The organism is Marinobacter changyiensis (assembly GCF_009193265.1).
Lineage (GTDB): Bacteria > Pseudomonadota > Gammaproteobacteria > Pseudomonadales > Oleiphilaceae > Marinobacter > Marinobacter changyiensis.
Genome location: NZ_VZZZ01000004.1, coordinates 12,659 through 37,692, shown reverse-complemented (window position 1 = coordinate 37,692; position 25,034 = coordinate 12,659). Strand labels below are relative to the sequence as shown.

At 56.6% G+C, this 25,034-nt stretch carries 25 protein-coding genes; 4 read left to right on the top strand and 21 right to left on the bottom strand.

What is annotated here, in order from left to right:
- The first annotated feature begins 4 nt into the window (after positions 1 to 4).
- Complete coding sequence (gene nth / locus F6Y09_RS11345; RefSeq protein WP_152207055.1) at positions 5 to 649, top strand: endonuclease III; 645 nt, start codon at positions 5 to 7, stop codon at positions 647 to 649.
- Positions 650 to 745: 96 nt separating this feature from the next.
- Here the strand turns inward: nth and rpoS are convergent, their stop codons facing one another.
- The 16 genes from rpoS to F6Y09_RS11265 form a co-directional block, all read right to left on the bottom strand.
- Positions 746 to 1,750 (bottom strand): RNA polymerase sigma factor RpoS, encoded by a 1,005-nt coding sequence (rpoS, locus tag F6Y09_RS11340; protein ID WP_152207054.1) that lies wholly within the window; start codon positions 1,748 to 1,750, stop codon positions 746 to 748.
- Positions 1,751 to 2,034: 284 nt separating this feature from the next.
- On the bottom strand, positions 2,035 to 2,844 hold the full coding sequence (locus F6Y09_RS11335; RefSeq protein ID WP_152207053.1) for a peptidoglycan DD-metalloendopeptidase family protein: 810 nt from the start codon (positions 2,842 to 2,844) through the stop codon (positions 2,035 to 2,037).
- A 282-nt stretch (positions 2,845 to 3,126) separates the two neighbouring features.
- The gene (locus tag F6Y09_RS11330; RefSeq protein WP_246180500.1) at positions 3,127 to 4,098 is read right to left on the bottom strand and encodes a DUF368 domain-containing protein; all 972 of its coding nucleotides are present in this window, start codon (positions 4,096 to 4,098) and stop codon (positions 3,127 to 3,129) included.
- Positions 4,095 to 4,751 carry a protein-L-isoaspartate(D-aspartate) O-methyltransferase gene (locus tag F6Y09_RS11325; RefSeq protein ID WP_152207052.1) on the bottom strand — a complete coding sequence of 219 codons (657 nt, stop codon included), beginning with the start codon at positions 4,749 to 4,751 and terminating at the stop codon, positions 4,095 to 4,097. Before F6Y09_RS11325 ends, F6Y09_RS11330 begins: the two co-directional genes overlap by 4 nt.
- The gene (gene surE, locus F6Y09_RS11320) at positions 4,751 to 5,500 is read right to left on the bottom strand and encodes a 5'/3'-nucleotidase SurE (RefSeq protein WP_152207051.1); all 750 of its coding nucleotides are present in this window, start codon (positions 5,498 to 5,500) and stop codon (positions 4,751 to 4,753) included. Before surE ends, F6Y09_RS11325 begins: the two co-directional genes overlap by 1 nt.
- A gap of 76 nt (positions 5,501 to 5,576) precedes the next feature.
- Positions 5,577 to 6,668, bottom strand: coding sequence for a tRNA pseudouridine(13) synthase TruD (gene truD / locus F6Y09_RS11315; RefSeq protein WP_246180498.1), 1,092 nt, complete (start codon positions 6,666 to 6,668; stop codon positions 5,577 to 5,579).
- A complete protein-coding gene (gene ispF / locus F6Y09_RS11310) occupies positions 6,665 to 7,144 on the bottom strand; it encodes a 2-C-methyl-D-erythritol 2,4-cyclodiphosphate synthase (RefSeq protein ID WP_152207049.1) in 480 nt (159 codons plus the stop codon). The genes truD and ispF overlap by 4 nt, the downstream gene beginning before the upstream one ends.
- 47 nt (positions 7,145 to 7,191) lie before the next feature.
- Entirely contained in the window at positions 7,192 to 7,908 is a 717-nt protein-coding gene (gene ispD, locus F6Y09_RS11305) for a 2-C-methyl-D-erythritol 4-phosphate cytidylyltransferase (protein WP_152207048.1), read from the bottom strand.
- A 23-nt stretch (positions 7,909 to 7,931) separates the two neighbouring features.
- Complete coding sequence (gene ftsB, locus F6Y09_RS11300) at positions 7,932 to 8,204, bottom strand: cell division protein FtsB (protein WP_152207047.1); 273 nt, start codon at positions 8,202 to 8,204, stop codon at positions 7,932 to 7,934.
- Positions 8,205 to 8,309: 105 nt separating this feature from the next.
- The gene (eno, locus tag F6Y09_RS11295; RefSeq protein ID WP_152207046.1) at positions 8,310 to 9,605 is read right to left on the bottom strand and encodes a phosphopyruvate hydratase; all 1,296 of its coding nucleotides are present in this window, start codon (positions 9,603 to 9,605) and stop codon (positions 8,310 to 8,312) included.
- A 67-nt stretch (positions 9,606 to 9,672) separates the two neighbouring features.
- Positions 9,673 to 10,518, bottom strand: a complete 846-nt coding sequence (kdsA, locus tag F6Y09_RS11290; protein WP_152207045.1) for a 3-deoxy-8-phosphooctulonate synthase — start codon at positions 10,516 to 10,518, stop codon at positions 9,673 to 9,675.
- Between the two features lie 67 nt (positions 10,519 to 10,585).
- Entirely contained in the window at positions 10,586 to 12,223 is a 1,638-nt protein-coding gene (gene pyrG / locus F6Y09_RS11285) for a CTP synthase (RefSeq protein WP_152207044.1), read from the bottom strand.
- Between the two features lie 92 nt (positions 12,224 to 12,315).
- Positions 12,316 to 13,644 carry a tRNA lysidine(34) synthetase TilS gene (gene tilS, locus F6Y09_RS11280; protein ID WP_152207043.1) on the bottom strand — a complete coding sequence of 443 codons (1,329 nt, stop codon included), beginning with the start codon at positions 13,642 to 13,644 and terminating at the stop codon, positions 12,316 to 12,318.
- Entirely contained in the window at positions 13,628 to 14,581 is a 954-nt protein-coding gene (accA, locus tag F6Y09_RS11275) for an acetyl-CoA carboxylase carboxyl transferase subunit alpha (RefSeq protein WP_152207042.1), read from the bottom strand. Before accA ends, tilS begins: the two co-directional genes overlap by 17 nt.
- 135 nt (positions 14,582 to 14,716) lie before the next feature.
- Positions 14,717 to 18,199, bottom strand: a complete 3,483-nt coding sequence (gene dnaE / locus F6Y09_RS11270) for a DNA polymerase III subunit alpha (protein ID WP_152207041.1) — start codon at positions 18,197 to 18,199, stop codon at positions 14,717 to 14,719.
- Between the two features lie 65 nt (positions 18,200 to 18,264).
- Entirely contained in the window at positions 18,265 to 18,684 is a 420-nt protein-coding gene (locus F6Y09_RS11265; protein ID WP_152207427.1) for a TlpA family protein disulfide reductase, read from the bottom strand.
- Between the two features lie 170 nt (positions 18,685 to 18,854).
- Between F6Y09_RS11265 and wrbA the strand changes: the two genes are divergently transcribed.
- From wrbA to tfpB, 3 genes are read left to right on the top strand one after another with little or no spacing between them, the layout of a single operon-like run.
- Positions 18,855 to 19,472, top strand: a complete 618-nt coding sequence (gene wrbA, locus F6Y09_RS11260; protein ID WP_152207040.1) for an NAD(P)H:quinone oxidoreductase — start codon at positions 18,855 to 18,857, stop codon at positions 19,470 to 19,472.
- Positions 19,472 to 19,822 (top strand): DUF2069 domain-containing protein, encoded by a 351-nt coding sequence (locus F6Y09_RS11255; protein WP_152207039.1) that lies wholly within the window; start codon positions 19,472 to 19,474, stop codon positions 19,820 to 19,822. The genes wrbA and F6Y09_RS11255 overlap by 1 nt, the downstream gene beginning before the upstream one ends.
- A 46-nt stretch (positions 19,823 to 19,868) precedes the next feature.
- A complete protein-coding gene (gene tfpB / locus F6Y09_RS11250) occupies positions 19,869 to 21,653 on the top strand; it encodes a type IV pilus assembly ATPase TfpB (RefSeq protein ID WP_152207038.1) in 1,785 nt (594 codons plus the stop codon).
- A gap of 60 nt (positions 21,654 to 21,713) precedes the next feature.
- Here the strand turns inward: tfpB and F6Y09_RS11245 are convergent, their stop codons facing one another.
- The 5 genes from F6Y09_RS11245 to F6Y09_RS11225 form a co-directional block, all read right to left on the bottom strand.
- Entirely contained in the window at positions 21,714 to 22,727 is a 1,014-nt protein-coding gene (locus F6Y09_RS11245) for a DUF3080 domain-containing protein (protein WP_246180497.1), read from the bottom strand.
- A 90-nt stretch (positions 22,728 to 22,817) separates the two neighbouring features.
- Complete coding sequence (gene mtnC, locus F6Y09_RS11240) at positions 22,818 to 23,510, bottom strand: acireductone synthase (protein WP_152207037.1); 693 nt, start codon at positions 23,508 to 23,510, stop codon at positions 22,818 to 22,820.
- Positions 23,507 to 24,067 carry a 1,2-dihydroxy-3-keto-5-methylthiopentene dioxygenase gene (locus F6Y09_RS11235; RefSeq protein ID WP_152207036.1) on the bottom strand — a complete coding sequence of 187 codons (561 nt, stop codon included), beginning with the start codon at positions 24,065 to 24,067 and terminating at the stop codon, positions 23,507 to 23,509. Before F6Y09_RS11235 ends, mtnC begins: the two co-directional genes overlap by 4 nt.
- A complete protein-coding gene (locus F6Y09_RS11230) occupies positions 24,064 to 24,690 on the bottom strand; it encodes a methylthioribulose 1-phosphate dehydratase (RefSeq protein WP_152207035.1) in 627 nt (208 codons plus the stop codon). Before F6Y09_RS11230 ends, F6Y09_RS11235 begins: the two co-directional genes overlap by 4 nt.
- Before the next feature lie 74 nt (positions 24,691 to 24,764).
- On the bottom strand, positions 24,765 to 24,956 hold the full coding sequence (locus tag F6Y09_RS11225) for a hypothetical protein (RefSeq protein ID WP_152207034.1): 192 nt from the start codon (positions 24,954 to 24,956) through the stop codon (positions 24,765 to 24,767).
- Between the last annotated feature and the right edge of the window lie 78 nt (positions 24,957 to 25,034).

The window sequence follows — 25,034 nt, the reverse complement described above, 5'->3', positions numbered from 1 at the left end:
CGCCATGAACAAACAGAAGCGCATTGAAATCTTCGAGCGCCTGCGGGCGGCGAATCCAACACCGACCACAGAGTTGGTCTACACCTCTCCATTTGAGTTGCTGATTGCAGTGATCCTCTCGGCGCAGGCCACCGATGTAGGCGTAAACAAGGCGACGGCCAAACTCTATGCCGTTGCCAATACGCCGGAGGCCATTCTTGCTCTGGGTGTGGATGGCCTGAAGGAATACATCAAAACCATCGGCTTGTTTAACAGCAAAGCCGAGAACGTGATCAAAACCTGTAGGGCACTGGTCGAGCAGCACAACAGCGAGGTACCGGGCACCCGGGAAGAGCTGGAAGCGCTGCCCGGCGTCGGGCGGAAAACCGCCAGCGTGGTACTGAATACGGCCTTCGGCCAACCGGCCATGGCGGTCGATACCCATATATTCCGGGTCTCAAACCGCACCGGCATAGCGCCCGGGAAAAATGTGCTGGAGGTGGAAAAACGGCTGTTGCGGCTGGTACCTGAGGAATTTCTGCAGGACGCCCATCACTGGCTGATACTCCACGGGCGCTATACGTGCGTGGCGCGCAAACCGCGCTGCGGAGCCTGCATCATTGAGGACCTGTGTGAGTTTCGTAAAAAGCGCGACTACCTGAATGACTGAATTGGGGTCACAAGCTCCGACTTCTCTCTGGAGGCCTGCGATAGTGGCCGGTCAGGATTGCTGACCAGCTTTTCAGGAGATTTCCCCGGGATGCGGTTACTTGAACAGCATTGTGCCTGAGAGCCCTTCTTTTTCAAGAATTTCCCGCAGACGTCTCAGCGCTTCCACCTGAATTTGCCGCACCCGCTCGCGGGTCAGGCCAATTTCCTGGCCCACTTCTTCCAACGTGCTGGTCTGGTAACCTCTCAGCCCGAACCGCCGGGAAAGGACTTCCTGCTGCTTGTCACTGAGCTGGTCAATCCATTTTCCTATGCAGGCGCGCATATTATTATCCTGCAGCAGGTCTGCAGGGTCTGAGGCAGCTTCATCAGCCACCGTATCGAGCAAAGACTTTTCTCCACCACTGCCAATGGGGGTGTCAACCGAGGCCACCCGCTCGTTCAGCCCCAGCATCCGTTTTACATCAGATACCGGCTTATCAACCCTCTGGGCTATTTCTTCGGCAGACGGCTCATGATCAAGCTTCTGGGTGAGTTCCCGGGCGGCCCGCAAATACAGGTTAAGTTCTTTCACCACGTGAATCGGTAGACGGATCGTCCGGGTCTGATTCATGATCGCCCGTTCAATGGTCTGACGGATCCACCAGGTGGCATAGGTCGAGAACCGGAAGCCTCGCTCGGGGTCGAACTTTTCGACAGCGCGAATCAGACCAAGGTTGCCCTCTTCAATAAGATCAAGCAGCGTCAGGCCGCGATTGACATAACGCCGCGCAATTTTTACCACCAACCGAAGGTTACTCTCGATCATGCGTTTACGACCGGAATCTTCGCCTTTGCGAGCAAGACGAGCAAAATAGACTTCTTCTTCAGGCGTCAGGAGGGGGGAGAATCCAATTTCATTGAGGTATAGCTGGGTGGCATCCAATTGCTTGGATGCCCCGAAATAGCGTCCGGTTGTGTTTCGGGATGGGAAGGCTTTCTTGTCGTCGGTCGCATCTGCTACCGGCGTATCTTTTTCTTCGGCCTCTGCTGTCACATCATCATCTGAATCTTCGACATCTGATACACGATCAATAATGAGTTCTTCATGATCTACTGTCATATTCCTTGCCCCGCCTTTCAATGACCCTGTTTTTTTCGCTCACCGGATTTTTATTATCGTGAGCGCCTGCTGCGTTCTTATTAATGCTTTCTTATATCAGGACATTTTCTTTCCGGGCCAGCCCTTGTGCGACTGACTTGTTATTTTTTTGATCAACCTCAATTCTCGTAGTGCTTTTCTGAAAGTATTTCTATTTTCTGAACGTGGCGTCCTAAAAGTACTCCTCTAAAAGTACTCCTCTTGAATTACATTCACCAATCGATTTTCACTCTGCTTGCCGGTCATCACTTGCGCGATGGTAAATAAGGCAGCGGGTTCACAGGGTTTCCATTTTTGCGTATCTCAAAATGCAACTTGTCGCGATCCGTTCCGCTACTACCCAACTCTGCAATCGTCTCTCCGGCCTTTACGCTGTCGCCCTCCTCCACCAGAATTTTCCGTGTGTGCGCATAAGCGCTCAGGTAATTCTCATTGTGATTTACAATAATCAGATTGCCATAACCAAGCAGACCGCTCCCCGCATACACAACGTTACCGGATGCTGCCGCCCGAACCGCGTCACCAGCATTTCCGTCAATATCAATGCCTTTATTGACTTTCCCAGACGTTGAAAAACCTGCAAGTACGGTGCCAACGTGGGGCCATCGCCAATCTATGCCGGACACTGTCTGGGTCTGGTCAGGCAGAGGTGCACTTCGAACAGGGGCGCGTTCAACTCTCGGTGCTGGCTGGGATTTTGACGGGGCAGCCGTTCGGGATGCGGGCGCGCGAGCCGCAGGGGTGGGCATTGAACTGGAGCCAGACCCGGCCACTACCTTGCCGCGCAAATCGAGCCGCAGGACCTGACCGGTCCGAATATCATAAGGTGGAGATATCCCGTTGGCGTTGCCCAGCTCGCGGTGGTCACGGCCATAACGCCAGGCAATGCTGAACAGGGTTTCACCGGATTTCACTACGTGACGGCCCCAGTAAACCGGCGGGTTATAGCGATCATCCTGATATATCGCAGTGGTATTACAGCCACTGAGCAGCAGCGCACAAATAATCGGTAAACTCAGAAGGCGGACAACCCAACCCCCGCGGCCGGACCACATGAAACGCGCCGACTGCTCGTTGCCAGTCAGGCCGGCAAGCGAGTCGTCATGGCTACTACTGCGCAACGTTAGAAGAAATATATAGGTCGCCTTTTTTATAGAAAATTCATATCAAAAATGGTGCGGCTTATAAAGTAAGTTCGATAACTTGCTAATATATTGCACGTTTTGCGTGCAAATCCAAGTTACCTTTGCACCATGAGTGTTACTCTCGGGAACAACAAACATAAACAAAAAGTAACACTGATTCACAACACCGGTGTGAACCCTGACCCATTTTGCTCACGACCGGACAGTTCGTCCCTTGAACGCTGAAGCCATCCATTCGACGAGCAGCACCAGAAAAAAACCAGCCAATACCGCCAGGAAAGCTCCCAGCAATTCTGGGGCCGCCCCGGTCAAGTCCGCGTACTGCACCGGTGAAACGCTGATTTCCGCCATCGGTACTTGTTCGCCTGCGCTGTTGGTGCGCCAGCTCAATGTCTGCTTCCATGGCCAGACCTTATTGAGCGCCCCGATCATGAAGCCGATCAATAAAGCCAGCATAGTGTCGTGGAAGCGTTGAACCGCCCAGGTCAGCAATCGGGCAATCGACAGCAGGCCGACCACACAACCGGCGGCAAATATGACCAACGTGCCCAGTTCTACGCCTTTTATGGCCGCCAGAATGGGCGCGTACATACCCAGGATGACCAGAATAAAGCTGCCTGAAATGCCGGGTAAAATCATCGCACAGATGGCAAGTGCGCCGGAGCCAAAAATGGCGAGCGCTGAAGGGTCGACCTGCCCCGGCGACAAGGTTGTAACCCACCACGCGAATATCACCCCGGTTAGCAACGGTAACATCAGCACAGGCCGCGGAGCCTTGATCACACGCCCCACATGCCAGACCGATGCCACAATAAGTCCGAAGAAAAAACTCCACAAGAGTATCGGGTATTGAGTCAGCGCATGACTGATTACCGAGGCCAGCGTGAAAACGCTGATCAGGATGCCGGCCAGCAGCGTCGCCAGAAAGCGCCCGTCTGTTGCCTGCCAGAATTTGCTGACCTGCCCCCGGCAGAGTTGCCGTACAAAGGCTGAAGGAACGGCATCAATCGCCGCCAGCAAACGAAAATAGATCCCCGTAATAAAGGCTATGGTGCCGCCGGAAACCCCTGGTACTATGTCGGCGGCACCCATTGCCATACCGCGCAGAAAAATGCCCAGCGGATGCTGGGCTTCTCGAGGTGTGTTGTAATCCGGTTCATTCATCGGACAACTCCCCCCAATAATGGTACGAACCGGACTGGCTCAATATCCGTGATGTCAAAGTCCTCGCCCCGCCGAATCACCTGAGTCAGCATCTGTGTTCCCTCACCCACCGGGATGACCATTACCCCGCCGTCAGCCAACTGCATCATCAGGTCTCTTGGCAACTCCTTCGGGGCAGCAGTAACAAGAATACCATCGAATGGACCTTGTTCTTGCCAACCGATGCCGCGATCCGCAAGCCGAAGCATCACGTTTCTATAACCCAGTGTTCTGAGACGTTCCCTGGCCCGGTCTTGTAAAGGCTTGATCCGCTCCACGCTGTACACATCTTTCACCAAACGCGCCAGAATTGCAGTCTGGTAACCGGACCCGGTGCCCAACTCCAGCACGCGACCAGGGTTATGGCGCATCAGCACTTCCGTCATGCGGGCAACAATATAGGGCTGGGACAAGGTCTGGCTGTGGCCAATGGGCAGGGCGGTGTCTTCATAGGCCCGATGCGACAGAGCCTCATCGAGAAAAATATGCCGCGGCACCTCCTCCATAATCGCCAGCAAGCGTTCATCACCAATGCCGGACTCTCTCAGACGCTGAATCAGGCGCGCGCGGGTACGCCTCGAGGTCATGCCAATACCCTGCAGCTCAGGCACCATCAAACCACTCCCTCGAGCCACTCCCGCAGTGCAGGAAGGCACTCGTGACGGGTCATATCAACCTGTACCGGCGTAATGGAAACATATCCTTGGCTGATCGCATAAAAATCGGTGCCGGCACCAGCATCACGTCCCTGGCCGGCGGCGCCAATCCAGTAGCGCTCCGTTCCCCGAGGGCAAGTAATCGGAACGGCGCCTTCCGCCCGGTCTCGGTGACCTAGTCGGGTAATCTGGAAGCCCTTGAGCTCATCCCAAGGCACATCTGGCACGTTCACATTCAATATACAACGGGCGCCGAGAGGCACCGGCGTCTCATACCGCAACAGGGTCTGCACCACACGTGCGGCGGTTTGATAGTGAAAATGCCCGTTATTGACCAGTGATACGGCGATAGCAGGCAGTCCCAGATGTCGACCTTCGGTCGCAGCTGCGACGGTCCCCGAATAGATCACATCGTCGCCAAGATTGGCATGAGTATTGATGCCAGAGACTACCCGGTCGAAACCCTTTGGATAGAGGCCGTTAACCGCGAGATGGACGCAATCACTGGGTGTGCCGTCAACAGACCGAAAGCCGTTGGAATGTTTTACCACCGTCAACGGACGGTTTAGCGTCAAGGAATTGCTGGCGCCGCTATGATCGCGGTCAGGTGCGACAACAAAAAGCTCCCCCAACTCACCCAGGCCATCGTAAAGGGCTCTGAGGCCGGGGGAATGAACGCCATCATCATTGGACAACAAAATACGCACAATTGTCTCCGCTAGGTTGCCAGCGTCTTCGCGCCGCCTTTATTCTTTTGAGACCAGCCAGAAGCGATCAGTCCCGTCACTGTTTTGATTTAATATGCCCTGTTTCGGACTTTGCTGCGAGCCCCGCCTGACTGGATCCATCCGAAATATCAAACAGCTCCTGCAACACCGCCGTGGCGAACTGACCTGGCGCCAGCTCGAAGCTGAGGAGCAAATCGCCTTTGGCCGGCCAACGCCAGGTAAACGCTGCTGGCACAAGGGCAAGACTGCGGCGCTCCGGCTTCATTCTCGTTTGCGAGAACACCGCTGCCATATCCGGATGTCGAGCCACCACCGCCCGCTCCAGTTCGCCCTGAACTTCAGTGGCAGTGGTGCCGCCATCGCCCCAGAGAGGACCGGTTACAGCCTCTGCCACTGGCTCACCCGGGAGAGGCTGCAGCCAGTTTCCGGCGACGACGCGCTCCGCCAGGATTTCGTTGAAAAGCCACGACCGGGCCGCCGAAAAATACAGGCCGTCGCGGCTATTCTTTCCACGTCGCTGGCGCGGATTCATCCTCACCGCCTGGGCCAGATTGTTACCCGCCCAGCCAAAACGTTGGGCACCGAAATAATTGGGGCAGCCCTGTACGGCTATCCGTTTGAGGGCAACCTCCACATCCGGGGAGGCGGCCTCAAGCCCCGACACCAGGATTTCAAAGCGATTTGCCCGGTGTTCACCACGCCGCAGTTTACGAGGGACGCGGTGAGCGGACAGTACCGACCATCGCTCCCGCACACTGGCAATGAAGCCTTCATCACCGGTCATCATGCCCGGCCGGTAAACGCTGAGCCACTGGCGCGTCACCGCATGCCGGTCCTTGAGCCCACACAGCCCGATATCGTGAGGCTTGCAGCCGGACAACAGCGCCAGCTCCCGGGCCACGTAGTCGGTGTTATCACCGCACTTTTCGATCCTCAGACACAGATGCTCCCCTGCCCCTGAGACAGCAATCGGATCAGTGTCCCCTTGCGTCCGATGCTCCACATCGGCCTGGTCAACACCCGGCAGCCCCGGGAGCATCAGCTGCTCGTCAACAAAGAAGTGCCGGGGGCTGGATTTGATATTTGCCCGACCCAGACGTAAACCACCGGCAGCAGGCCAGTCAAGACGCCAAGGGCTGGTATTCACGAGCCCACCTTGTTCAAAAGGCATATGGCCTGGCAGGCAATACCCTCGCCACGGCCGGTAAAGCCCAGCCGTTCCGTGGTCGTTGCTTTTACCCCTACCCGATCCGTTGAAATACCGAGATCTTCCGCAATATTGATCTTCATCTGCTCGATGTGAGGCGCCATTTTGGGCGCCTGGGCGATGATCGTGGTATCCACATTACCGACTTCGTAGCCGTGCTCTGCTATCCGCTTCATGACTTGTCTGAGCAGGTCGCGGCTGTCAGCGTCCGCCCAGTCATACGAAGTATCCGGGAAGAAATGACCGATGTCGCCAAGCGCCAAGGCGCCCAGTAACGCATCTGACAGGGCATGGAGCAGCACATCGCCGTCTGAATGCGCCACCAGGCCTTGCATGAAGGGGATGTGAACACCACCGATGACAACGTGATCACCTTCGCCAAACCCGTGAACATCAAACCCCTGGCCAATGCGCATTGTCATACTCCGGTTGTTTTATCAGTATTGATCAGATTCGGGCCAGATCATGACGCTTGCTCATCGGGCAACCGACCAAGCAGGAAGCCGGCCAGGGTCAGATCCGAGGGCACGGTGATCTTGATATTATCTGAACGACCTTCCACCAGTCGCGGCATCGCGCCAGTGTATTCCATAGCTGAGGCGTCGTCTGTAATTGAAACTCCACCGCGAACCACGCTTTCGATCGCCGCCTTCAGCGCGCCAAAACGAAACATCTGGGGCGTCAGGGCCCGCCACAGGCGGCTTCGGTCTACGGTCTCCGACACCCCGTCACCATCCATCCCGGCCCGTTTGAGGGTGTCAGTGACCGGAGTGGCCAGGAGCCCACCTACCGGGTCTGACTCCAGTGTGGTCATCAGCTTCCGGACATCCTCGCATGCTATGCAGGGCCGCGCCACATCGTGCACCAACACCCAGTCCTCATCCGAGGCTTGTGCTGCCAGCGCCCGAAGTGCGGCCAACACGGAAAGATGGCGCTCCGCCGCGCCGTCACAAACCTGCACCCTCGGATCACGATGGCTTGTGGTGGTCGGCCACCATCGATCCTCCCGATGAAGCGCCACCATACAACCATCAAACGGGACGCCGCCAAGAAGGCGGGAAAGCACAATATCGACAATGAAACGATCGTGGATGCGAAGATACTGTTTGGGGCAATCTGAATTCATGCGCTGGCCAATACCCGCGGCGGGTACGACGAGCCAGTTTCGAGGTTTGGTCATGGGGCAGTCACAAGGCTTGCGGTTTAAGGCTCAACCACCAGGAAGAAAGTCTCATCATTCCGGATAAGACCCAGATTCATGCGAGCCCGTTCTTCGATCGCCCCTTCTCCGCTACGGAGATTGCGTACTTCGGCATAAAGGCGCTCATTCCGGTTCGCGAGTTTGGCATTCTCCTGGCGTTGCTCTTCAAGGGTATCTTCCATCGCCCAGACCTGCACAAAGCTGCCCTCCCCGACCCACAGGCGCACCTGCAGCAGGAGAATCAGTACCACTAAAACAGCCCAAAGCAACTTCATCCAACCTGTCCTTGTGTACCCGGTAAACCAGAAAAGGATGCTGGAAAGCCTCCGGCTCTGCAGCATCCCGAGAGTTTAGCCCACCGGCAGGCAATTGGCGATCCTTCAGCCCTGGCCTTTAATCTCTTTCAAGCCTCGATACGGTGCGCTACCTGCCAATTCTTCCTCAATACGCAGCAGCTGGTTGTACTTGGCAACGCGGTCTGACCGGCACAGGGAGCCTGTTTTGATCTGCCCGGCGCAGGTCGCCACCGCGAGATCGGCGATAGTGGTATCTTCCGTTTCTCCGGAACGATGGGAAATGACGGCGGTGTAACCTGCATCCTGCGCCATTTTGATAGCATCCAATGTCTCACTCAGGCTACCGATCTGGTTGAACTTGATCAGGATGGAATTCGCAACGCCCTCGTCGATACCGCGCTTGAGAATTCTGGTATTGGTCACGAACAGATCATCGCCAACCAACTGCACCTTGGCGCCGATTTTCCGGGTCAGTATGGCCCAGCCGTCCCAGTCACTTTCGTCCATGCCGTCTTCAATCGAGACAATGGGATAGCGCTCGGAAAGACCCGCCAGGTAGTCTGCAAAGCCTTCCGAGGAATACTTTTTGCCCTCGCCTGCCAGGTCGTACTGCCCATCCTTGTAAAACTCTGAAGCCGCGCAATCAAGTGCCAGTGTGATGTCTTTCCCCAGCACGTAGCCTGCCTTCTCGACTGCTTCCTGAATAACTGCCAGGGCAGCTTCGTTGGATGGCAGATCCGGTGCAAATCCACCTTCATCGCCGACCGCCGTACTCAGGCCTTTGGCGCTGAGAACCTTTTTCAGGCTGTGAAATATCTCGGCGCCAATGCGCAGGGCTTCGGCGAACGATGAGGCCGTGACTGGCTGGATCATGAATTCCTGGATGTCGACGTTGTTGTCCGCGTGCTCGCCACCGTTGAGGATATTCATCATCGGCACCGGCATGGAAAACTTGCCGGAGGTCCCGTTCAGATCAGCAATGTGTTCGTACAATGGTTTGCCCAATGAAGTGGCAGCTGCTTTTGCAGTGGCCAGCGACACCGCCAGAATGGCATTGGCACCCAGATTGGCTTTGTTCTCGGTGCCATCCAGGGAGATCATGATGGCGTCGATATCCCGCTGATTGGCCGCGTCTTGCCCCAATAACGCTTCGCGAATCTGACCATTGATGGCGCCGACAGCGTTCAGCACGCCCTTCCCCAGGTAGCGACTGGCGTCCTTGTCACGCAGTTCAAGCGCCTCGCGGGAACCGGTGGAAGCACCGGAGGGTGCACAGGCGCGGCCTAGAGTGCCGTCTTCGAGGATAACATCGGCCTCAACGGTGGGATTCCCGCGAGAATCCAGCACTTCACGGGCTTTGATGTTGGCAATCTTGGTCATGCTATCGGGTCTCCAACGTAGTCATGTTGCATCGGTTAAAAATCAGTTTCTTGCACGGCTATCAGAATTAGGCCGTATCCAGTGGGGCCAAACCCTTGACCAGGTCATCCACCGCCTTGGCCTGGGCCAGGAACGGCTCAAGCTGACTGAGCCGCAATGCGCAAGGGCCATCACACAGTGCCGCATCCGGATCGGGATGAGCCTCGAGAAACAACCCTGCAATGCCCTGGGACATTCCGGCCCGGGCCAGATCGGCAACCTGCGCGCGACGTCCACCGGCTGAGTCTGATCTGCCACCCGGCATCTGCAACGCATGAGTGACGTCGAAGAACACCGGGTGTTGGAAAGACTTCATGATACCGAAGCCAAGCATATCCACGACCAGGTTGTTGTAGCCGAAGCTGCTGCCGCGCTCACACAGGATAATTCGGTCGTTCCCGGCCTCTTCACACTTGCGGATGATGTGCTGCATTTCCTGAGGCGCGAGGAACTGCGCCTTTTTGATATTGATGACCGCGCCGGTTTTGGCCATGGCCACCACCAGATCGGTTTGCCGGCTCAGAAAGGCCGGCAACTGGATGATGTCACAGACCTCGGATGCCGGTTGTGCCTGCCAGGGTTCGTGTACATCCGTGATAATGGGAACCCCGAAGTGACTCTTGATGTCCTGCAGGATCTTAAGCCCCTGCTCCAGTCCGGGCCCACGAAACGAGTTCACCGAGGAGCGATTGGCCTTGTCAAAAGAGGCCTTGAAAACATACGGAATACCGAGCTTACGGGTGACCTCCACATAGGCTGCAGCAACTTCGAACGCCATCTCTCGGGATTCAAGTACGTTCATGCCGCCGAACAGAACGAAGGGGCGATCATTGGCAATCTTGAGGTCGGCGACCGTAACGGTTTTGTGTTCCATGGGAGCTCTCTTTCCTGTCATGCAATCCAAAACGCCGATTCAGACACTCCGAACCGGCGCTCGATTGCTATTTCCCGGTTTTCTGTTTCTGGTGCACCAATGCAGCCTCTACAAAGCCCTTGAACAACGGATGCCCATCCCTCGGGGTAGAGGTAAATTCGGGATGGAACTGACAAGCCACAAACCAGGGATGATCCGGTACCTCGATAACCTCGACCAATGCGCCGTCCGTTGAGCGGCCAGCTACCCGCAATCCGGCGTCTTCAAGCTGCGGAACAAAATGATTGTTCACTTCATAGCGATGGCGATGGCGCTCACGGATGACCTTGCGGTCATAGCAGGCGGCAATGGTGGAGCCTTCGGTCAGCACACAATCCTGCCCGCCAAGGCGCATGGTGCCACCCAGGTCCGACTCGGTGGTGCGTTCTTCCCGGGCTCCGCTATCATCCAGCCATTCCGTAATCAACCCGACTACAGGCGCCGGGGTATGCTCTCGAAACTCGGTACTGTGGGCGTCCTTCAGACCAGCCATGTTGCGGGCGTACTCGATAACAGCAACCTGCATACCCAGGCAGATACCCAGGTAGGGAATCTTGTTCTCACGGGCATACCGGACCGTTCTGATCTTGCCTTCGACGCCCCGCTCACCAAAACCACCCGGAACCAGGATGGCATCTGCATCTTCCAGCACGCGGGTACCTTCATGTTCGATGTCTTCCGAGTCAATGTACTTCATCACGATTTTGGTGCGGGTTTTAATGCCCGCATGCAGCAGAGACTCAATCAATGACTTGTAGGCGTCCAGCAACTCCATGTACTTGCCCACCATCGCGATGGTGACTTCGTTCTCGGGGTTGAGTTGCGACTCGATAACGGCATCCCACTCACTCAGGTCAGCCGGTCCGGCGTCCAGGTTGAAACGCTCGATAACGATCTGGTCAAGCCCGAAGCTGTGGAGCATACGGGGGATTTCGTAGATTGAACGTGCATCCTGCATCGGAATAACCGCACGCTCTTCGACGTTGGTAAACAAGGCAATCTTGCGGCGGGAACCCAGATCGACTTCATGCTCGGAGCGGCACAACAATATATCCGGCTGCAGACCAATCGAACGCATTTCCTTGACGGAGTGCTGGGTCGGTTTGGTTTTGATTTCGCCGGCGGTTGCAATATACGGCACCAGGGTCAGGTGCATGAAAAGCGCCCGCTGGGAACCGACTTCAACCTTCAACTGGCGGCAGGCTTCGAGAAACGGCAGCGACTCAATGTCGCCTACGGTGCCGCCAATCTCGATCATGGCCACATCAACACCAGCAGCGCCCTCAACCACGCGACGCTTGATCTCATCGGTGATGTGGGGAATGACCTGCACCGTCCCGCCCAGATAGTCGCCACGGCGCTCTTTGCGAATAACTTCTTCGTAGACACGGCCAGTGGTGAAATTATTACGGCGGGTCATTGGTGTGCGGATATAGCGCTCGTAGTGACCCAGATCGAGATCGGTCTCGGCCCCGTCTTCGGTGACAAACACTTCACCGTGCTGGAACGGACTCATGGTGCCGGGGTCCACGTTGATGTACGGGTCCAGCTTGAGAATGGTAACTTTTAAGCCGCGTGCCTCCAGGATCGCTGCCAGAGAGGCGGATGCGATACCTTTCCCCAAGGAGGACACAACACCGCCGGTGACGAAAATATAACGCGTCATGCAGATTCCGTGTGGTTAGTCTGGTTCGGTTTTAAGGAGGGAGATTGTCATCTCAAGATGGGAAGTCAGGCTACCAGAAAGGCCCTGCCTTCTCAATTAAAATCCCGCTCCGCCCGGATTCGCCAGCCGCTCACTGGCGCCTCCCCCGAGAACCGCGGGGAAAGCCACAAATCAGCTACGCCAACCACATTTCCCGCTTCCCAGAGCAGGGGCAAACCCTGTCGTTGCCAGGGTGGAACGGCTGTTTCCTGCAGCCAGGTCTTCAGTAATCGTGACGGCCCGGTCGGATCGGGGCGAATGCGCTCGCCGCCAGCCCTTGCCTTTACTTCAAGCTCGGGCGCTGCGGTCTCAGCTTGCCCGGCAGTCTCCAGGCAGAACCGGTATGACCCCCATTCCACCGGACAGGACGCCGATAAAATCCTGGTCCCGGTTGGCACCGCTTCCGGTTCAGCCACCAGGTAAAGCGCATCACGGTAGCGCCGGATGGAGAACCCGTCACCCTTAATCTCTGGTGCACGGTCCTCCTTTGCCGTGGCCATTTGTACCAACGCCTGATCCCAGTGTTTTACCGACGGGAGCGTCCAGCCGCGCTCGAGGATGGACCATCGCAACAGGTTTTTCTGCTCAGCCAGACTAAGGAGGCGGAACTCCGCTAATCCGATAGCCCCCCTGGCGTCGGCACAGGATGCGTACTGCAGCTGAGCCAGACGATAGGCCAGCTGATCTGCCTCCCGGCAGGCCTCAACCGTGTGGCCCAGGCGCTGCAAAAGTGTGGGCCAGCGCAGCTTGAGCGGTTGCAAGATAGAGTGGCGCAGAAAGTTACGGTCGAAACGTTGATCGTCGTTACTCGGATCATCAATCCACTGTAAGCCCAGCTCGGCGGCCCAGCAGCAAAGCTGTTCGCGGCCAAAAGCCAGCAATGGCCGAAACAGGAAGCCTTCGCCCAATGGGCGTTGCACCGGCATACCCGCCAAACCCGCCACACCGGTCCCTCGCACCAGCCGGAACAGCACGGTTTCAGTCTGATCGTCACCGTGGTGAGCCATCAGCAGTGCTTCGTCAGGACCCAACCGTGTCTCGAACACGCGATAACGTTCATTCCGGGCCGATTCTTCAAGGCCGACCCCCTTAATCGCGCCAACATCAACTGCCTCAACAACCAGTTCGACACCTAATTCACGACAGACTGCACGGCAGTGAGTCTCGCACTCACCGGCATTGGGTTGAAGCTGGTGATTGATGTGAAGTGCCGCGATGTCACCATCGAAACAATGATGGGCAGCGTGCAGGAGAAGTGTGGAATCAAGGCCGCCGCTGAAGGCCACCCACACCCTTGGAGCGGGAGGGGTGGCACTTACAGCGGCGACAAGTTCTGACGGCCAGATAAGGTCAACCGGGCGGCTGTTACCGCCCGGTGTCATAGCGGGTCAATCGCTCATAACGGCGGGCGACCAGGTCGTCAGGTGCGAGCTTGCACAGTTCTTCCAACCCTTCGTTCAGATTCTTGCGCAATGCCTGCGCCATCTCCTCGGGTTTGCGATGGGCTCCACCCAGTGGTTCGGAGATCACCCGGTCCGCCAGACCAAGAGCCTTCAGGCGATCGGCCGTCACACCCATGGCTTCTGCTGCAGTAGCGGCGTAGTCCGCACTTTTCCAGAGGATGGAAGCACAGCCCTCCGGTGAGATAACCGCGTAGGTGGAATACTGCAACATGAAGAGCTGGTCGCAGACGCCAATGGCCAGAGCACCACCAGAACCACCCTCACCGATCACCGTGGAGATAATCGGCGTCTTGAGACGGGACATCACCGCCAGGTTGAATGCGATAGCCTCGCTCTGGCCGCGCTCTTCTGCTCCGATACCCGGGTAAGCCCCCGGTGTGTCGATAAACGTCAGCACCGGCATCTTGAAGCGCTCGGCCATCTCCATCAGGCGCAGTGCCTTACGGTAGCCTTCTGGCCTGGGCATGCCGAAATTGCGTTTGACCTTGTCGCGCACTTCTCGCCCTTTCTGGTGGCCGATCACCATCACCGGGCGGTTGTCCAGCCGCGCTGTGCCCCCGACGATGGAGAGATCGTCTGCGTAATGACGATCACCGTGCAGCTCGTCAAAATCCTCACAGATCAGATCAATGTAGTCCCTGGTATATGGCCGGCGCGGGTGTCGGGCCAGGCGGGAAATATCCCAGGGCGCCAGATCCGAAAAGATACTTTCGGTCAGACTGACGCTTTTATTCTTGAGACGGCTGATCTCATCGGTAATGTTGATTTCGGTGTCATTTCCAACCATCCGAAGCTCTTCAATCTTGGCTTCAAGGTCGGCAATCGGCTGTTCAAAATCCAGATAATTTGGGTTCATGATGTTCCGTCATTTTGTGCCAGGCGAGGGGGTGAATTGCTGCAGAGTCCCCCGCAAGTTCAGAATTTCGCTAAAAATAGCAGCGCAGTTTCCCAAGCAAAAGCGGACATTGGTATGAGTTGTCCATTCACATCCCTAATCATAGACCAGTTCAACAGCCTGGTCGCCCACCAGATATCTCAATTCGAGCAGCAGGGCATCGTCAGGCTGCACTCGCCAGCTATCACCGAGCTGAATACGCGTGCTGGCCTCAGGACCCTGGTAATCAATCCAGACCGGGCTGCCTTCACAGCGAAACGGTCGCAGGGTGTCATCAAGCCGATCCAGCAAGCCATTCTGCAACTGATCGGCCTTCAGGGCCAATTGAAGCCCGCGGCTGAATCGCTGGCGGGCGGCGCCAACATCCATGATATCGCTGACCCGCACTTTCATCTGACCAGAATAATCATCATGGCTGACCTGCCCTTCAACCACAATCACCTGATCTGACTGCAGCAACTCGCGGTTGGCGTAATACACTTCCGAAAACAGCGTCGCTTCGATCCGCGCGCTACGGTCATCCAGGGTAATAAAGCACATGGTCTGGCCAGTGCGGGTCTTCATGGTGCGCTGTGCTATCACCAGCCCTGCCAGCCGTTGCGGCGTGCGGGATGGCTTCAGGTCAGCAATAGACGAGCGCACAAAACGACGGACTTCACGCTCATACTCATCGAAGGGGTGGCCGGTCAGATAGAGCCCGAGGGTATCCTTTTCGCCCTTCAAGCGCTGTTTCTCCGGCCATTCCCGCACACTGGTCACATCATCGAACAGGTTGATGTCATCATCACCGCCAAGCATTTCCCCGAACATGTCCACCATGCCCACGGACTCATTCCGGGACTGCTGGCCGGCCTGCTGGATCGCCTTGTCGATGCTCGCGGTAATATGCGCCCGGCCCGGGCCAAGCTTGTCCATGGCACCTGAGCGGATCAGAGCTTCCATGGCTCGCTTGTTGAGCTTTTTCATGTCTACCCGGCGACAGAACTCAAACAGATCCTTGAACGGGCCGCCGGCTTCCCGCGCGTCCACAATGCTCTGGATCGGGCCTTCTCCAAGACCCTTGATGGCGCCGAGACCGTAGACGATCTGGCCGTCATCGTTGACTGTGAAGGTGTATTCAGAGGTGCTGACATCCGGCAACACCAGATCCAGCTTCAGGTGCCGGCACTCTTCCACCAGCGTGACCACCTTATCGGTGTTCTGCATATCCGCCGTCAGCACCGCCGCCATGAATTCCGCGGTGTAATGGGCCTTCAGCCAGAGGGTCTGATAGGACACCAGGGCGTAGGCTGCCGAGTGGGATTTGTTGAAACCGTAACCGGCAAACTTTTCCACCAGGTCAAAGATATTCTCTGCCAGGGTCTCGGTGATGTTGTTGTTTTTACAGCCCTCAATGAAGATCGCTTTCTGCTTCTCCATTTCTTCGGCTTTTTTCTTACCCATGGCCCGCCGCAGCAGGTCGGCGCCACCGAGACTGAAGCCGGCCATCACCTGGGCAATCTGCATAACCTGCTCTTGATACAGGATGATGCCGTAAGTCGGCTCCAACACCGGCTTGAGGCCTTCGTACTGGAAATCCGAGTGGGGGTAAGCCACCGGCTGGCGACCGTGCTTACGGTCGATAAAGTCGTCCACCATGCCTGACTGCAGCGGCCCGGGACGGAACAACGCCACCAGGGCGATCATATCCTCAAGGGTGTCAGGCTGAAGGCGCCGGATCAGATCTTTCATGCCCCGGGATTCAAGCTGGAACACCGCAGTGGTATCCGCTTTTTTCAGCATTTCGAACGACTTGCGATCGGTCAGCGGAATATCGTTGATATTCAGCTTCGATTCACCGCGCAGCTCGCGGCGCGGGTTGATCATGCCCAGGGCCCAGTCGATGATGGTCAGGGTCCGCAGACCCAGGAAGTCGAACTTCACCAGCCCGGCTTCTTCGACATCGTTCTTGTCGAACTGGGTAACCAGGCTGCCGCCTTCGTCATCGCAATACAGCGGCGAGAAATCGGTGATTTTGGTCGGCGCAATCACCACGCCACCGGCGTGTTTGCCCGCATTCCGGCAGACGCCTTCAAGCTTGAGGGCCATTTCCCAGATTTCCTGGGCTTCTTCGTCCTGCTCCAGAAACTCCCGTAAAGGCTCTTCCTGTTCCCGGGCCTTTGCCAGCGTCATACCTACTTCAAACGGGATCATCTTGGACAATCGGTCCGCCAGACCGTAAGACTTGCCCTGCACCCGCGCCACGTCCCGCACCACCGCCTTCGCCGCCATGGTGCCAAAGGTAATGATCTGGGATACCGCTTCCCGGCCGTATTTCTCGGCCACATAGGCAATGACCCGGTCACGGCCTTCCATGCAGAAATCGACGTCAAAGTCGGGCATCGACACCCGCTCCGGATTCAGGAAGCGCTCGAACAGCAAGTCGTATTCCAGCGGGTCGAGGTCGGTAATGGACTGGCAGTAGGCCACCAGGGAGCCGGCGCCAGAACCCCGACCAGGACCCACCGGTACACCGTTGTTCTTGGCCCACTTGATGAAGTCCATAACGATCAGAAAGTAGCCGGGGAACCCCATCTGGGTAATGATATTGAGCTCAAAATTCAGCCGGTCATAGTAGGCCTGGCGCTTCTGATCGTATTCCGGATCGTCTTTCGGCAGGGTTTTGGCCAGGCGCTCTTCCAGCCCCTCCTCGGAGACCTTCCGGAAGTATTCGTCCATGGTAAGACCGGCAGGAATCGGGTAGTTCGGCAGGAAATACTCGCCCATCCGCACTTTCACGTTACAGCGACGGGCGATCTCGACGGTATTTTCAATCGCTTCGGGAATATCCGAGAACAGCTCGATCATCTCCTCCGAGCTGCGCAGGTACTGCTGATCACTGAACCGCCGATCACGGCGCGGGTCATCCAGGGTGCGGCTCTCGCCAATGCAGACCCGGGCCTCGTGAGCTTCAAAATCATCGGCGTAGAGGAAGTGCACATCATTGGTGGCCACTACCGGGCAATCGAGCGCTTCCGCCAGTTCGACACTCAAATGCAGGCATTCTTCGTCGTTGATACGTCCGGTTCGCTGCAATTCCAGATAATAGCTATCCGGGAACAGGGTCATCCAGTACTCGGTCCGACTGCGAGCAAGGTCGGTTTTGCTGGCCAGCAAGGCTTTGCCGACATCGCCCATTTTGCCACCCGACAGCACAATCAGCCCTTCAGCACGTTGTTCGATCCAGCTTCGCTGGACAACGGGCCTGCCATAGCGCTGTCCTTCGGTGTAACCGAGAGAAATAATTTCAGTCAGGTGCAGGTAACCGATGTCGCTGGCGGCCAGTAACGTCAAACGGAATGGGCTTTCCGGCTCTTCCGGGTTATCCAGCCAGATGTCAGCGCCGATAATCGGCTTGATACCGGCTCCGATCGACCCTTTATAAAAGCGCACCAACGAACACATGTTCGATTGTTCGGTCAGGCCGACCGCGGGCATTCCGAGCTCGGCTACCCGCTTGATCAGGGGCTTGACGCGAACCAGTCCGTCCACCAGAGAGTATTCGGAGTGCACGCGGAGATGTACAAAGGTCGTGGCCATAACGTCAGGTTGTTCCAGTTTTTTCAGGCAATGAGTGCGCAGGGGGCAAGCTTGCCCCGAACGCGTCAGCGTTTGATCAGACCCAGCAGATCCTCTTCGGTCTGGGGGCCGAAACGGGCCTCAAGCAACTCGCCCTCAGGGTTAACTACGAATGTCGCAGGCAGAGCCACCGGTAATTTCCAGTCAAAAGTAGGGCCCGGATCCTCCGCCAGCATACCGAATCGAATATCCATCTTCGCCCCGAGATTCACCAACTCCGGACCCCGGATACCATCGAAATTGACGCCCAGTACGGTGATGTCGGGATTATCATCCAGCACGTTGAGTTCCGGAATTTCTTCCAGGCAGGGTTTGCACCACTCCGCCCAATAGTTGACCAGCACCCATTGTCCGCGCAGGGAATCCCAGTCAAGAGTCTGTCCGGAAGCCTGTTCGAACTCGATTTTCTCGCAGCCAGCCAACGCGAGCATCAGCGCGGCGAGCATGATCCTGGGGTACTTCAAGGACGAGCCTCCTGTTAGACTGTGGCATAAAGCCGGTTATTGTACCCTACCGCGAGTCGGCGCCAAGTAGGTGGACATTAACATTCCCGAACGTTCCCTGAGCTTATCCTGATTCACTTACGTACTGTCCTGAAACCAAATCGGAAAATGCCATGTCGGAAGCCAATAATTACGTGCTGGTGCTCTATTACAGCAGAACCGGCCAAACCGCAGAGATGGCCTCTCAGGTTGCCCGAGGGGTGGCCCGGGTGGGCGGCATGGAAGCGCGGGTCCGAACCGTGCCATCAGTCTCTCCGGATACCGAGGCCTCGGCTCCAGCGGTGCCCGACGCGGGCGCGCCCTATTGCAGCAAGGATGACCTGAAAAACTGTGCCGCTTTGGCACTCGGCAGCCCCACCCGGTTTGGCAATATGGCCGCACCTCTCAAGTATTTTCTCGACAGCACCGGCGACCTCTGGTTGAGCGGTGCCCTTGCCGATAAGCCTGGCGGCGCATTTACCTCCACCGGCAGTCTGCATGGCGGACAGGAAACTACCATCCTCAGCATGATGCTGCCATTACTCCACCACGGCATGATTCTGTGCGGCGTGCCCTACTCCGAAAACGCGCTCAACGAAACCACCTCCGGCGGCACGCCCTACGGACCCTCTCACTGGGCCGGCACCGGCGACCAACAACCGCTCACCGACCATGAGAAAGCAATCTGCCAAACCTTCGGTCAGCGCCTGGCTTCGATTGCTCTGAGACTTGCCACCAACAGGAATGCTTAATGCTGTATGCCCCGAAAGCGAAGATCACCCTGGTTTCCACGGCCCTGCTTTATCTTGCCGTCCTCGCAACACTTCTGATCACGACCTTCTACCCGGAACCCGTGGAGGACGTATCGCTGATTCTGATCCTGAGCGTCAAACTGATTCCGTTATTGTTGTTCATGGTACCGGTCTTCCGGGGCGACAACCGGGGTTACATCTGGCTGAGCTTTGTGGTTATTTTCTACTTCACCCAGGCGGTGGTGTCGGCATGGCTCAGTGAAGGTGATTTCGCCCCGATGCTGCTGGCAATCTTGACCTTTGCCCTCTTTACTGTTGCCATGATTCACCTCAAAACCAATCGGCCCTGAACCGACCTGAAACAACGCCTCCAACATACTGTCAAGGGAATGAACAATGGCCGCCACTCCGCTTCCGGCACCGCACCGATCGACACTCACCTTACGAGACGTGTGTTCAGCATTGGTGAGTAGTGGCGAGGTGGATCAGGAGGAAGCCGAGCGTATCCTGGCCGCCAATCTGGGAGCCGACAGTGCGTCCCGCCACCCACTGGAAATTGTGGGAATTGCCGCGCCGACCAGCCTGCAAAGCAAGCGCTCGCTGGACCTTGAGCGGCTGACTCATTGGTTAGCGGACTGGGCACAGCAACCCTACTACCACATCGACCCGCTCAAGATTGACACCCCGGCGATTGCCAAGGCGATGTCCTACGCTTTTGCCCAGCGCCACGGCATCCTGGCGGTGGAAATTCGCAGGGATGAAGTGCTGATCGCCAGTGCCGAGCCGTTCAAAAGTGACTGGGAGGCCAATCTTCGCCATGTCCTGAAGAAGGACATCAAGCGGGTGGTGGCAAACCCGGAAGATATCCGCCGTTACACTGTTGAGTTCTATCAGCTTGCCAGCTCCGTCAGCAAAGCCAGTTCCGGCCAGGGCAACAACGCTGGCGGCAACCTTCACAATTTCGAGCAGTTGTTGGATATTGGCGGTGGCAACGACCCGGATGCCAATGACCAGCATGTCGTCAGGATTGTGGACTGGTTGCTGCAATATGCCTACGACCAGCGCGCCAGCGACATCCACATTGAGCCTCGCCGTGGCGTGGTGCAGGTGCGCTTCCGCATCGATGGCATACTTCACAATGTCTATGAGTTCCCAGAGCAGGTCGGCGTTGCCGTTACCAGCCGCCTGAAGATTCTTGGCCGCCTTAACGTCGCGGAAAAGCGACGGCCCCAGGATGGTCGAATCAAAACCCGCAAGCCGGACAATAGCGAGGTGGAACTTCGTCTCGCCACCATGCCAACCGCGTTTGGCGAAAAAATGGTTTTGCGAATATTTGACCCCGAAGTACTGCTCAAAGGTTTTGAGCAACTGGGATTTTCGAAGGAGGACCGGGCCCGCTGGAAGGACATTACCGGCAAACCCCACGGCATCGTGCTGGTAACCGGGCCCACGGGATCCGGCAAAACCACCACCTTGTATTCCACCCTGAAACAACTCGCCACATCAGAAGTGAACGTCTGCACCATTGAAGATCCAATCGAGATGGTTGAGCCGGCCTTCAATCAGATGCAGGTTCAGTCCAACATTGAACTGACCTTTGCTGCAGGGGTGAGGTCTTTGCTGCGACAGGACCCGGACATCATCATGATCGGGGAGATTCGGGATCTTGAAACAGCGGAAATGGCGGTCCAGGCGGCTCTGACCGGTCACCTTGTGCTCTCAACACTGCATACCAATGACTCACCAAGTGCGATAACACGGCTTCTGGAGCTCGGCATACCGGCCTACCTGGTGCGCGCGACCGTTCTGGGGGTTATGGCACAACGACTCGTTCGCACGCTTTGCCCACATTGCAAGAGCCCGGGGCCGGTGGATGAAGAAGCTTGGGCCAGCTTGACCAGACCCTGGAAAGCGGCACCACCGAAACAATTCTACCGGCCAGTGGGCTGCCTGGAGTGCCGTAATACCGGTTACATGGGGCGCGCCGGGGTGTATGAAATCCTGCAACTATCCAGTGAACTGGTGGGACAGATCGACGAGCGGTGCGAGCTCGACCAGTTGCGGGTTAAAGCCTACAAGGACGGTATGAAATCACTTCGTCTGAGCGGGGCCCAGAAGGTCGCGGCCGGTCAAACCACTGTGGAGGAGATCCTTCGGGTAACACCGGAAAGCCAGCGTTGAGGCGACGCCTTGCTATTGCTTTCTCGCCCGTTCACGGTCTGGTTCTGTCATTTTCCAGGCCTACGCTACAGGCCTCATACCACATTGCTCCAACAGTGCCTGCCAGGCTTCGGTGTGCTGCTGCACCTCCAGATCCAATCGTTGCCACAGGCCATCTTCGGCAGTCACGCTCAACGTGTTCTGGTAGTAAGATTCAAAACCTGCGGGCATCACCTCACGCTGTTGCCGGGCAAGCTCGGTCAACGGCGTTACCAGGGCGTCCCGATGACGGCGAACGGAGGCCAGGTATGGCTGGATCTTCTCGATATACACACTGAAAAACATTGATTGAACGATCTTCGCCTGCGCATTGGGCTGGCCACCAATACACAGGGGTGTTGAGTCGAGGCGCTTGGTCATCAAGGCAGTCCCATCAGCGAGTCTGGCGATCAGCAACCGGGCACTGTTAATCAGCTGGCCCGCCTTGTGCTCTGACAGCCAGCGCTGATGCACAGCGCCCAGATACTCCAGATTCTGATCCAGGTTGCCATCGTTCAAAGCGGCAACCGTTTGATTCAACCGCCTCAGATCGTTTGTCAGCTCAGCACCAGCACGGGATTCCACCGGTAGCCTGCCCTTGGCCAGCGTAAACAACGACTCCATTTCTTCAACACCCCAGGTAGCGTTCCAGACAGCCAAGGGCAAGGATTGTTCTTTACTCTCGATCGCCTTTTGAAGATCCGATGCAAATTCTTCATTTTCAATGTCCGGCAGGCATTCACGGGCGGCTTCAATAAAACGGACTTCATAACGCAAGCGGTTCAACGGCTGCATCACCCGACCCATGATCGACGCCTTTTCACCCACCACCCGCTGGAGTTCGCAGCCATAGAGCGACAGAAAGTCGAGCATACCCAGCTCGGTAGCCGGGATCACCAACGTGCGATCCCGGGGTCGGGGGAAAGGTTCGACGGCAGGCAAATCAGAGAATTCCGCAGGCAGGTCAAGCACTCGGGCGACGCGTACTACATACTCCTCCATCATGTCATCAGGCGCGCCGAAGGGGTTACATCCCGCCAGTACTAACAGACACAAGAACCCAAAACCTGTTCGAGTATAAACCACGGCACCCCCGATGTTGATCAGAGAACCCTTTGCCGGTAAGCCAGTAGCCTCAGAAATCGCTCAGCGCGCTTTAAGCAGCTCATCAACTTCTGCAAAATCTCGCATCACCGGGCGGTTGGTTTTCGGCAACTCGCCCTCCCTGACCAGCCAGGCGGTCCTGATGCCCACCGCTTCCGCTGCCTCAAGTTCCGCCTCGACATCCGAGAGAAATAAAACCGTGGCAGGCTCGACCCCGAGCTCGTCAAGGATGTTCTGATACGAAGCGGACTCTTTCTTTGCGCCCATGCGCGTATCGAAATAACCACTGAAATACGGAGTCAGGTCACCAAATTCACTGAAACCGAAGATCAGTTTCTGGGCCTTGACCGAGCCTGAAGAATATACGTAGAGGCGCAAGCCCCGATCATGCCAGTGAGTAAGATATTCGGCCGCATCGGGATAAACATGGCCTTTGAAGGCGCCCTTTTGATAGCCCTGCTCCCAGAGCATGCCCTGCAGGGCTTTCAGTGACGTCTCTTTGCGGTCCTCACGAATCCAGCTCAATAATACATCCACCAGCTTGTCGACATCTTCTGGCGGTTGGCCGGATTGTCTGGCAACCGCATCCAGCTGCTCACGGACTGCCGGATTATCAGCGGCATTGTCCCTGACAAATTCAGCCATGTGCTCGGTGGCATAGGGGAAAAGCACCTCATGCACAAAGGAAATCGAGCTGGTGGTACCCTCGATGTCGGTCAGCACTACCCTGATCATCCAGCCGCCCCTGTCAGTTGTTCATAGCGTGGTAACCGGCTTGCGATGTCTTCACCGGAGAAATCTGCCACCCAACCCTCCGGATTGGTGAAAAGCCGGATGGCAGTGAACTCTGGCTCCGGCCCCATATCGAACCAGTGCCGGGTGCCATTCGGCACGCTGATCAGATCATTTTTCTGACAGAGAACGGCATATACACATTCGCCAAAATGCAGATAAAACGCCCCCTGGCCACGCACGAAAAAGCGCACTTCGTCCTCGCTGTGGGTGTGCTCATCAAGGAATTTCTTGCGAAAAGCCTCCTTCTGGGGATTGTCCGCACTGAGACTGATAACGTCGGCGGTCTGGAAGCCACATTCCGCTTTCAGGCCTTCCACTTCGCTCCCATAAGCTTTTAGCACTTCCTCCTGGCTGGCATCGGCGGGTAAATCGCGGGTTGGCCATTGCTCAAAACGAACCCCCTGCTCCCGCAGCAATTCGGCAATCCGGGACGGATCGTCCGTCACAGTCTCGGGCCGTGCCGGATCGCCTTCCCGGTAAATACTCAGTGTCGTCATCGCAGAACCCTCATGGTTTCCAGTTCACACTCGAATAAAAATTCAAAAGCTTCAATATGGCGCAGGCAGTCTGACATGGTGCGACCCCAGGTATAAAGTCCGTGACCACGGATGAGATACCCCGGCTGATCCGGGTGCGCTGCGAACCAGTCCCGCGTGGTTAACGCTAACTTATCAATATCCTGGGTATTATCGAATACCGGAATGGTCAGCGTGGACTCATGAGTATCCACCCCGTCAAAAGCCTTCTGCAATTCATAATCGTTCAACACCAACGGTTCCCCGGCGGGTGTTATACGGCTCAGGACGGTGGCTTTTACCGAGTGGGTATGCAACACCACGCCAACCTCGGGAAACACTTCATAAAGCACCGTATGTAACCGGGTTTCAGCCGACGCTCCGCATTCGCTCTGTACCGGGTTGCCCGCAAGATCCACCACCATCACGTCGCCAGCCGTGAGCTGGCCTTTATGGCGCCCGGATACCGTGATCGCGATATGCTCCCGGTCAATTCGGGCGGAATAGTTACTGCTGGTGGCCGGAGACCAGCCTCGCTGGTACAGGAACTGACCGGCCTCGATAATTGACTGGGCGACGGTGGCATAGCGGGTAACGTCAAACACTGGCTATCCTCTGAATACAGGCAAATGTGAATAGGCGATGGCTCTATTATAGGGTGGCTGATCTCGTCTGGTCTTTACTCAACAACCGGTTCACCGTCCGATTTATCCCAGATTTTTCGCTCACCACCCTCCATTTTGCCCTCTGAATCCCAGATTTTCCGGTCCTGAGTGGACTTTTCGACGGCTCCTTTGTCGTCCCAGATAACACGGTCTTTACAACCGACAAGCGCCAACGTCACCACGATCATCAATAGGAGTTTCTTCATTCTGCACTCCGTAAGTGTAGGGGTTGAGGAATACGAACATATTGGCTCAAATCTCATCGCGCCGGAAAGCAAGCTTTT

Coding starts and splice junctions, on each gene's coding strand:
- nth (WP_152207055.1), top strand. CDS start 5: ATGAACAAACAGAAGCGCATTGAAATCTTCGAGCGCCTGCGGGCGGCG.
- rpoS (WP_152207054.1), bottom strand. CDS start 1,750: ATGACAGTAGATCATGAAGAACTCATTATTGATCGTGTATCAGATGTC.
- F6Y09_RS11335 (WP_152207053.1), bottom strand. CDS start 2,844: ATGTGGTCCGGCCGCGGGGGTTGGGTTGTCCGCCTTCTGAGTTTACCG.
- F6Y09_RS11330 (WP_246180500.1), bottom strand. CDS start 4,098: ATGAATGAACCGGATTACAACACACCTCGAGAAGCCCAGCATCCGCTG.
- F6Y09_RS11325 (WP_152207052.1), bottom strand. CDS start 4,751: ATGGTGCCTGAGCTGCAGGGTATTGGCATGACCTCGAGGCGTACCCGC.
- ispF (WP_152207049.1), bottom strand. CDS start 7,144: ATGCGCATTGGCCAGGGGTTTGATGTTCACGGGTTTGGCGAAGGTGAT.
- ispD (WP_152207048.1), bottom strand. CDS start 7,908: ATGACCAAACCTCGAAACTGGCTCGTCGTACCCGCCGCGGGTATTGGC.
- ftsB (WP_152207047.1), bottom strand. CDS start 8,204: ATGAAGTTGCTTTGGGCTGTTTTAGTGGTACTGATTCTCCTGCTGCAG.
- eno (WP_152207046.1), bottom strand. CDS start 9,605: ATGACCAAGATTGCCAACATCAAAGCCCGTGAAGTGCTGGATTCTCGC.
- kdsA (WP_152207045.1), bottom strand. CDS start 10,518: ATGGAACACAAAACCGTTACGGTCGCCGACCTCAAGATTGCCAATGAT.
- pyrG (WP_152207044.1), bottom strand. CDS start 12,223: ATGACGCGTTATATTTTCGTCACCGGCGGTGTTGTGTCCTCCTTGGGG.
- tilS (WP_152207043.1), bottom strand. CDS start 13,644: ATGACACCGGGCGGTAACAGCCGCCCGGTTGACCTTATCTGGCCGTCA.
- accA (WP_152207042.1), bottom strand. CDS start 14,581: ATGAACCCAAATTATCTGGATTTTGAACAGCCGATTGCCGACCTTGAA.
- dnaE (WP_152207041.1), bottom strand. CDS start 18,199: ATGGCCACGACCTTTGTACATCTCCGCGTGCACTCCGAATACTCTCTG.
- F6Y09_RS11265 (WP_152207427.1), bottom strand. CDS start 18,684: ATGCTCGCCGCGCTGATGCTCGCGTTGGCTGGCTGCGAGAAAATCGAG.
- wrbA (WP_152207040.1), top strand. CDS start 18,855: ATGTCGGAAGCCAATAATTACGTGCTGGTGCTCTATTACAGCAGAACC.
- F6Y09_RS11255 (WP_152207039.1), top strand. CDS start 19,472: ATGCTGTATGCCCCGAAAGCGAAGATCACCCTGGTTTCCACGGCCCTG.
- tfpB (WP_152207038.1), top strand. CDS start 19,869: ATGGCCGCCACTCCGCTTCCGGCACCGCACCGATCGACACTCACCTTA.
- mtnC (WP_152207037.1), bottom strand. CDS start 23,510: ATGATCAGGGTAGTGCTGACCGACATCGAGGGTACCACCAGCTCGATT.
- F6Y09_RS11235 (WP_152207036.1), bottom strand. CDS start 24,067: ATGACGACACTGAGTATTTACCGGGAAGGCGATCCGGCACGGCCCGAG.
- F6Y09_RS11225 (WP_152207034.1), bottom strand. CDS start 24,956: ATGAAGAAACTCCTATTGATGATCGTGGTGACGTTGGCGCTTGTCGGT.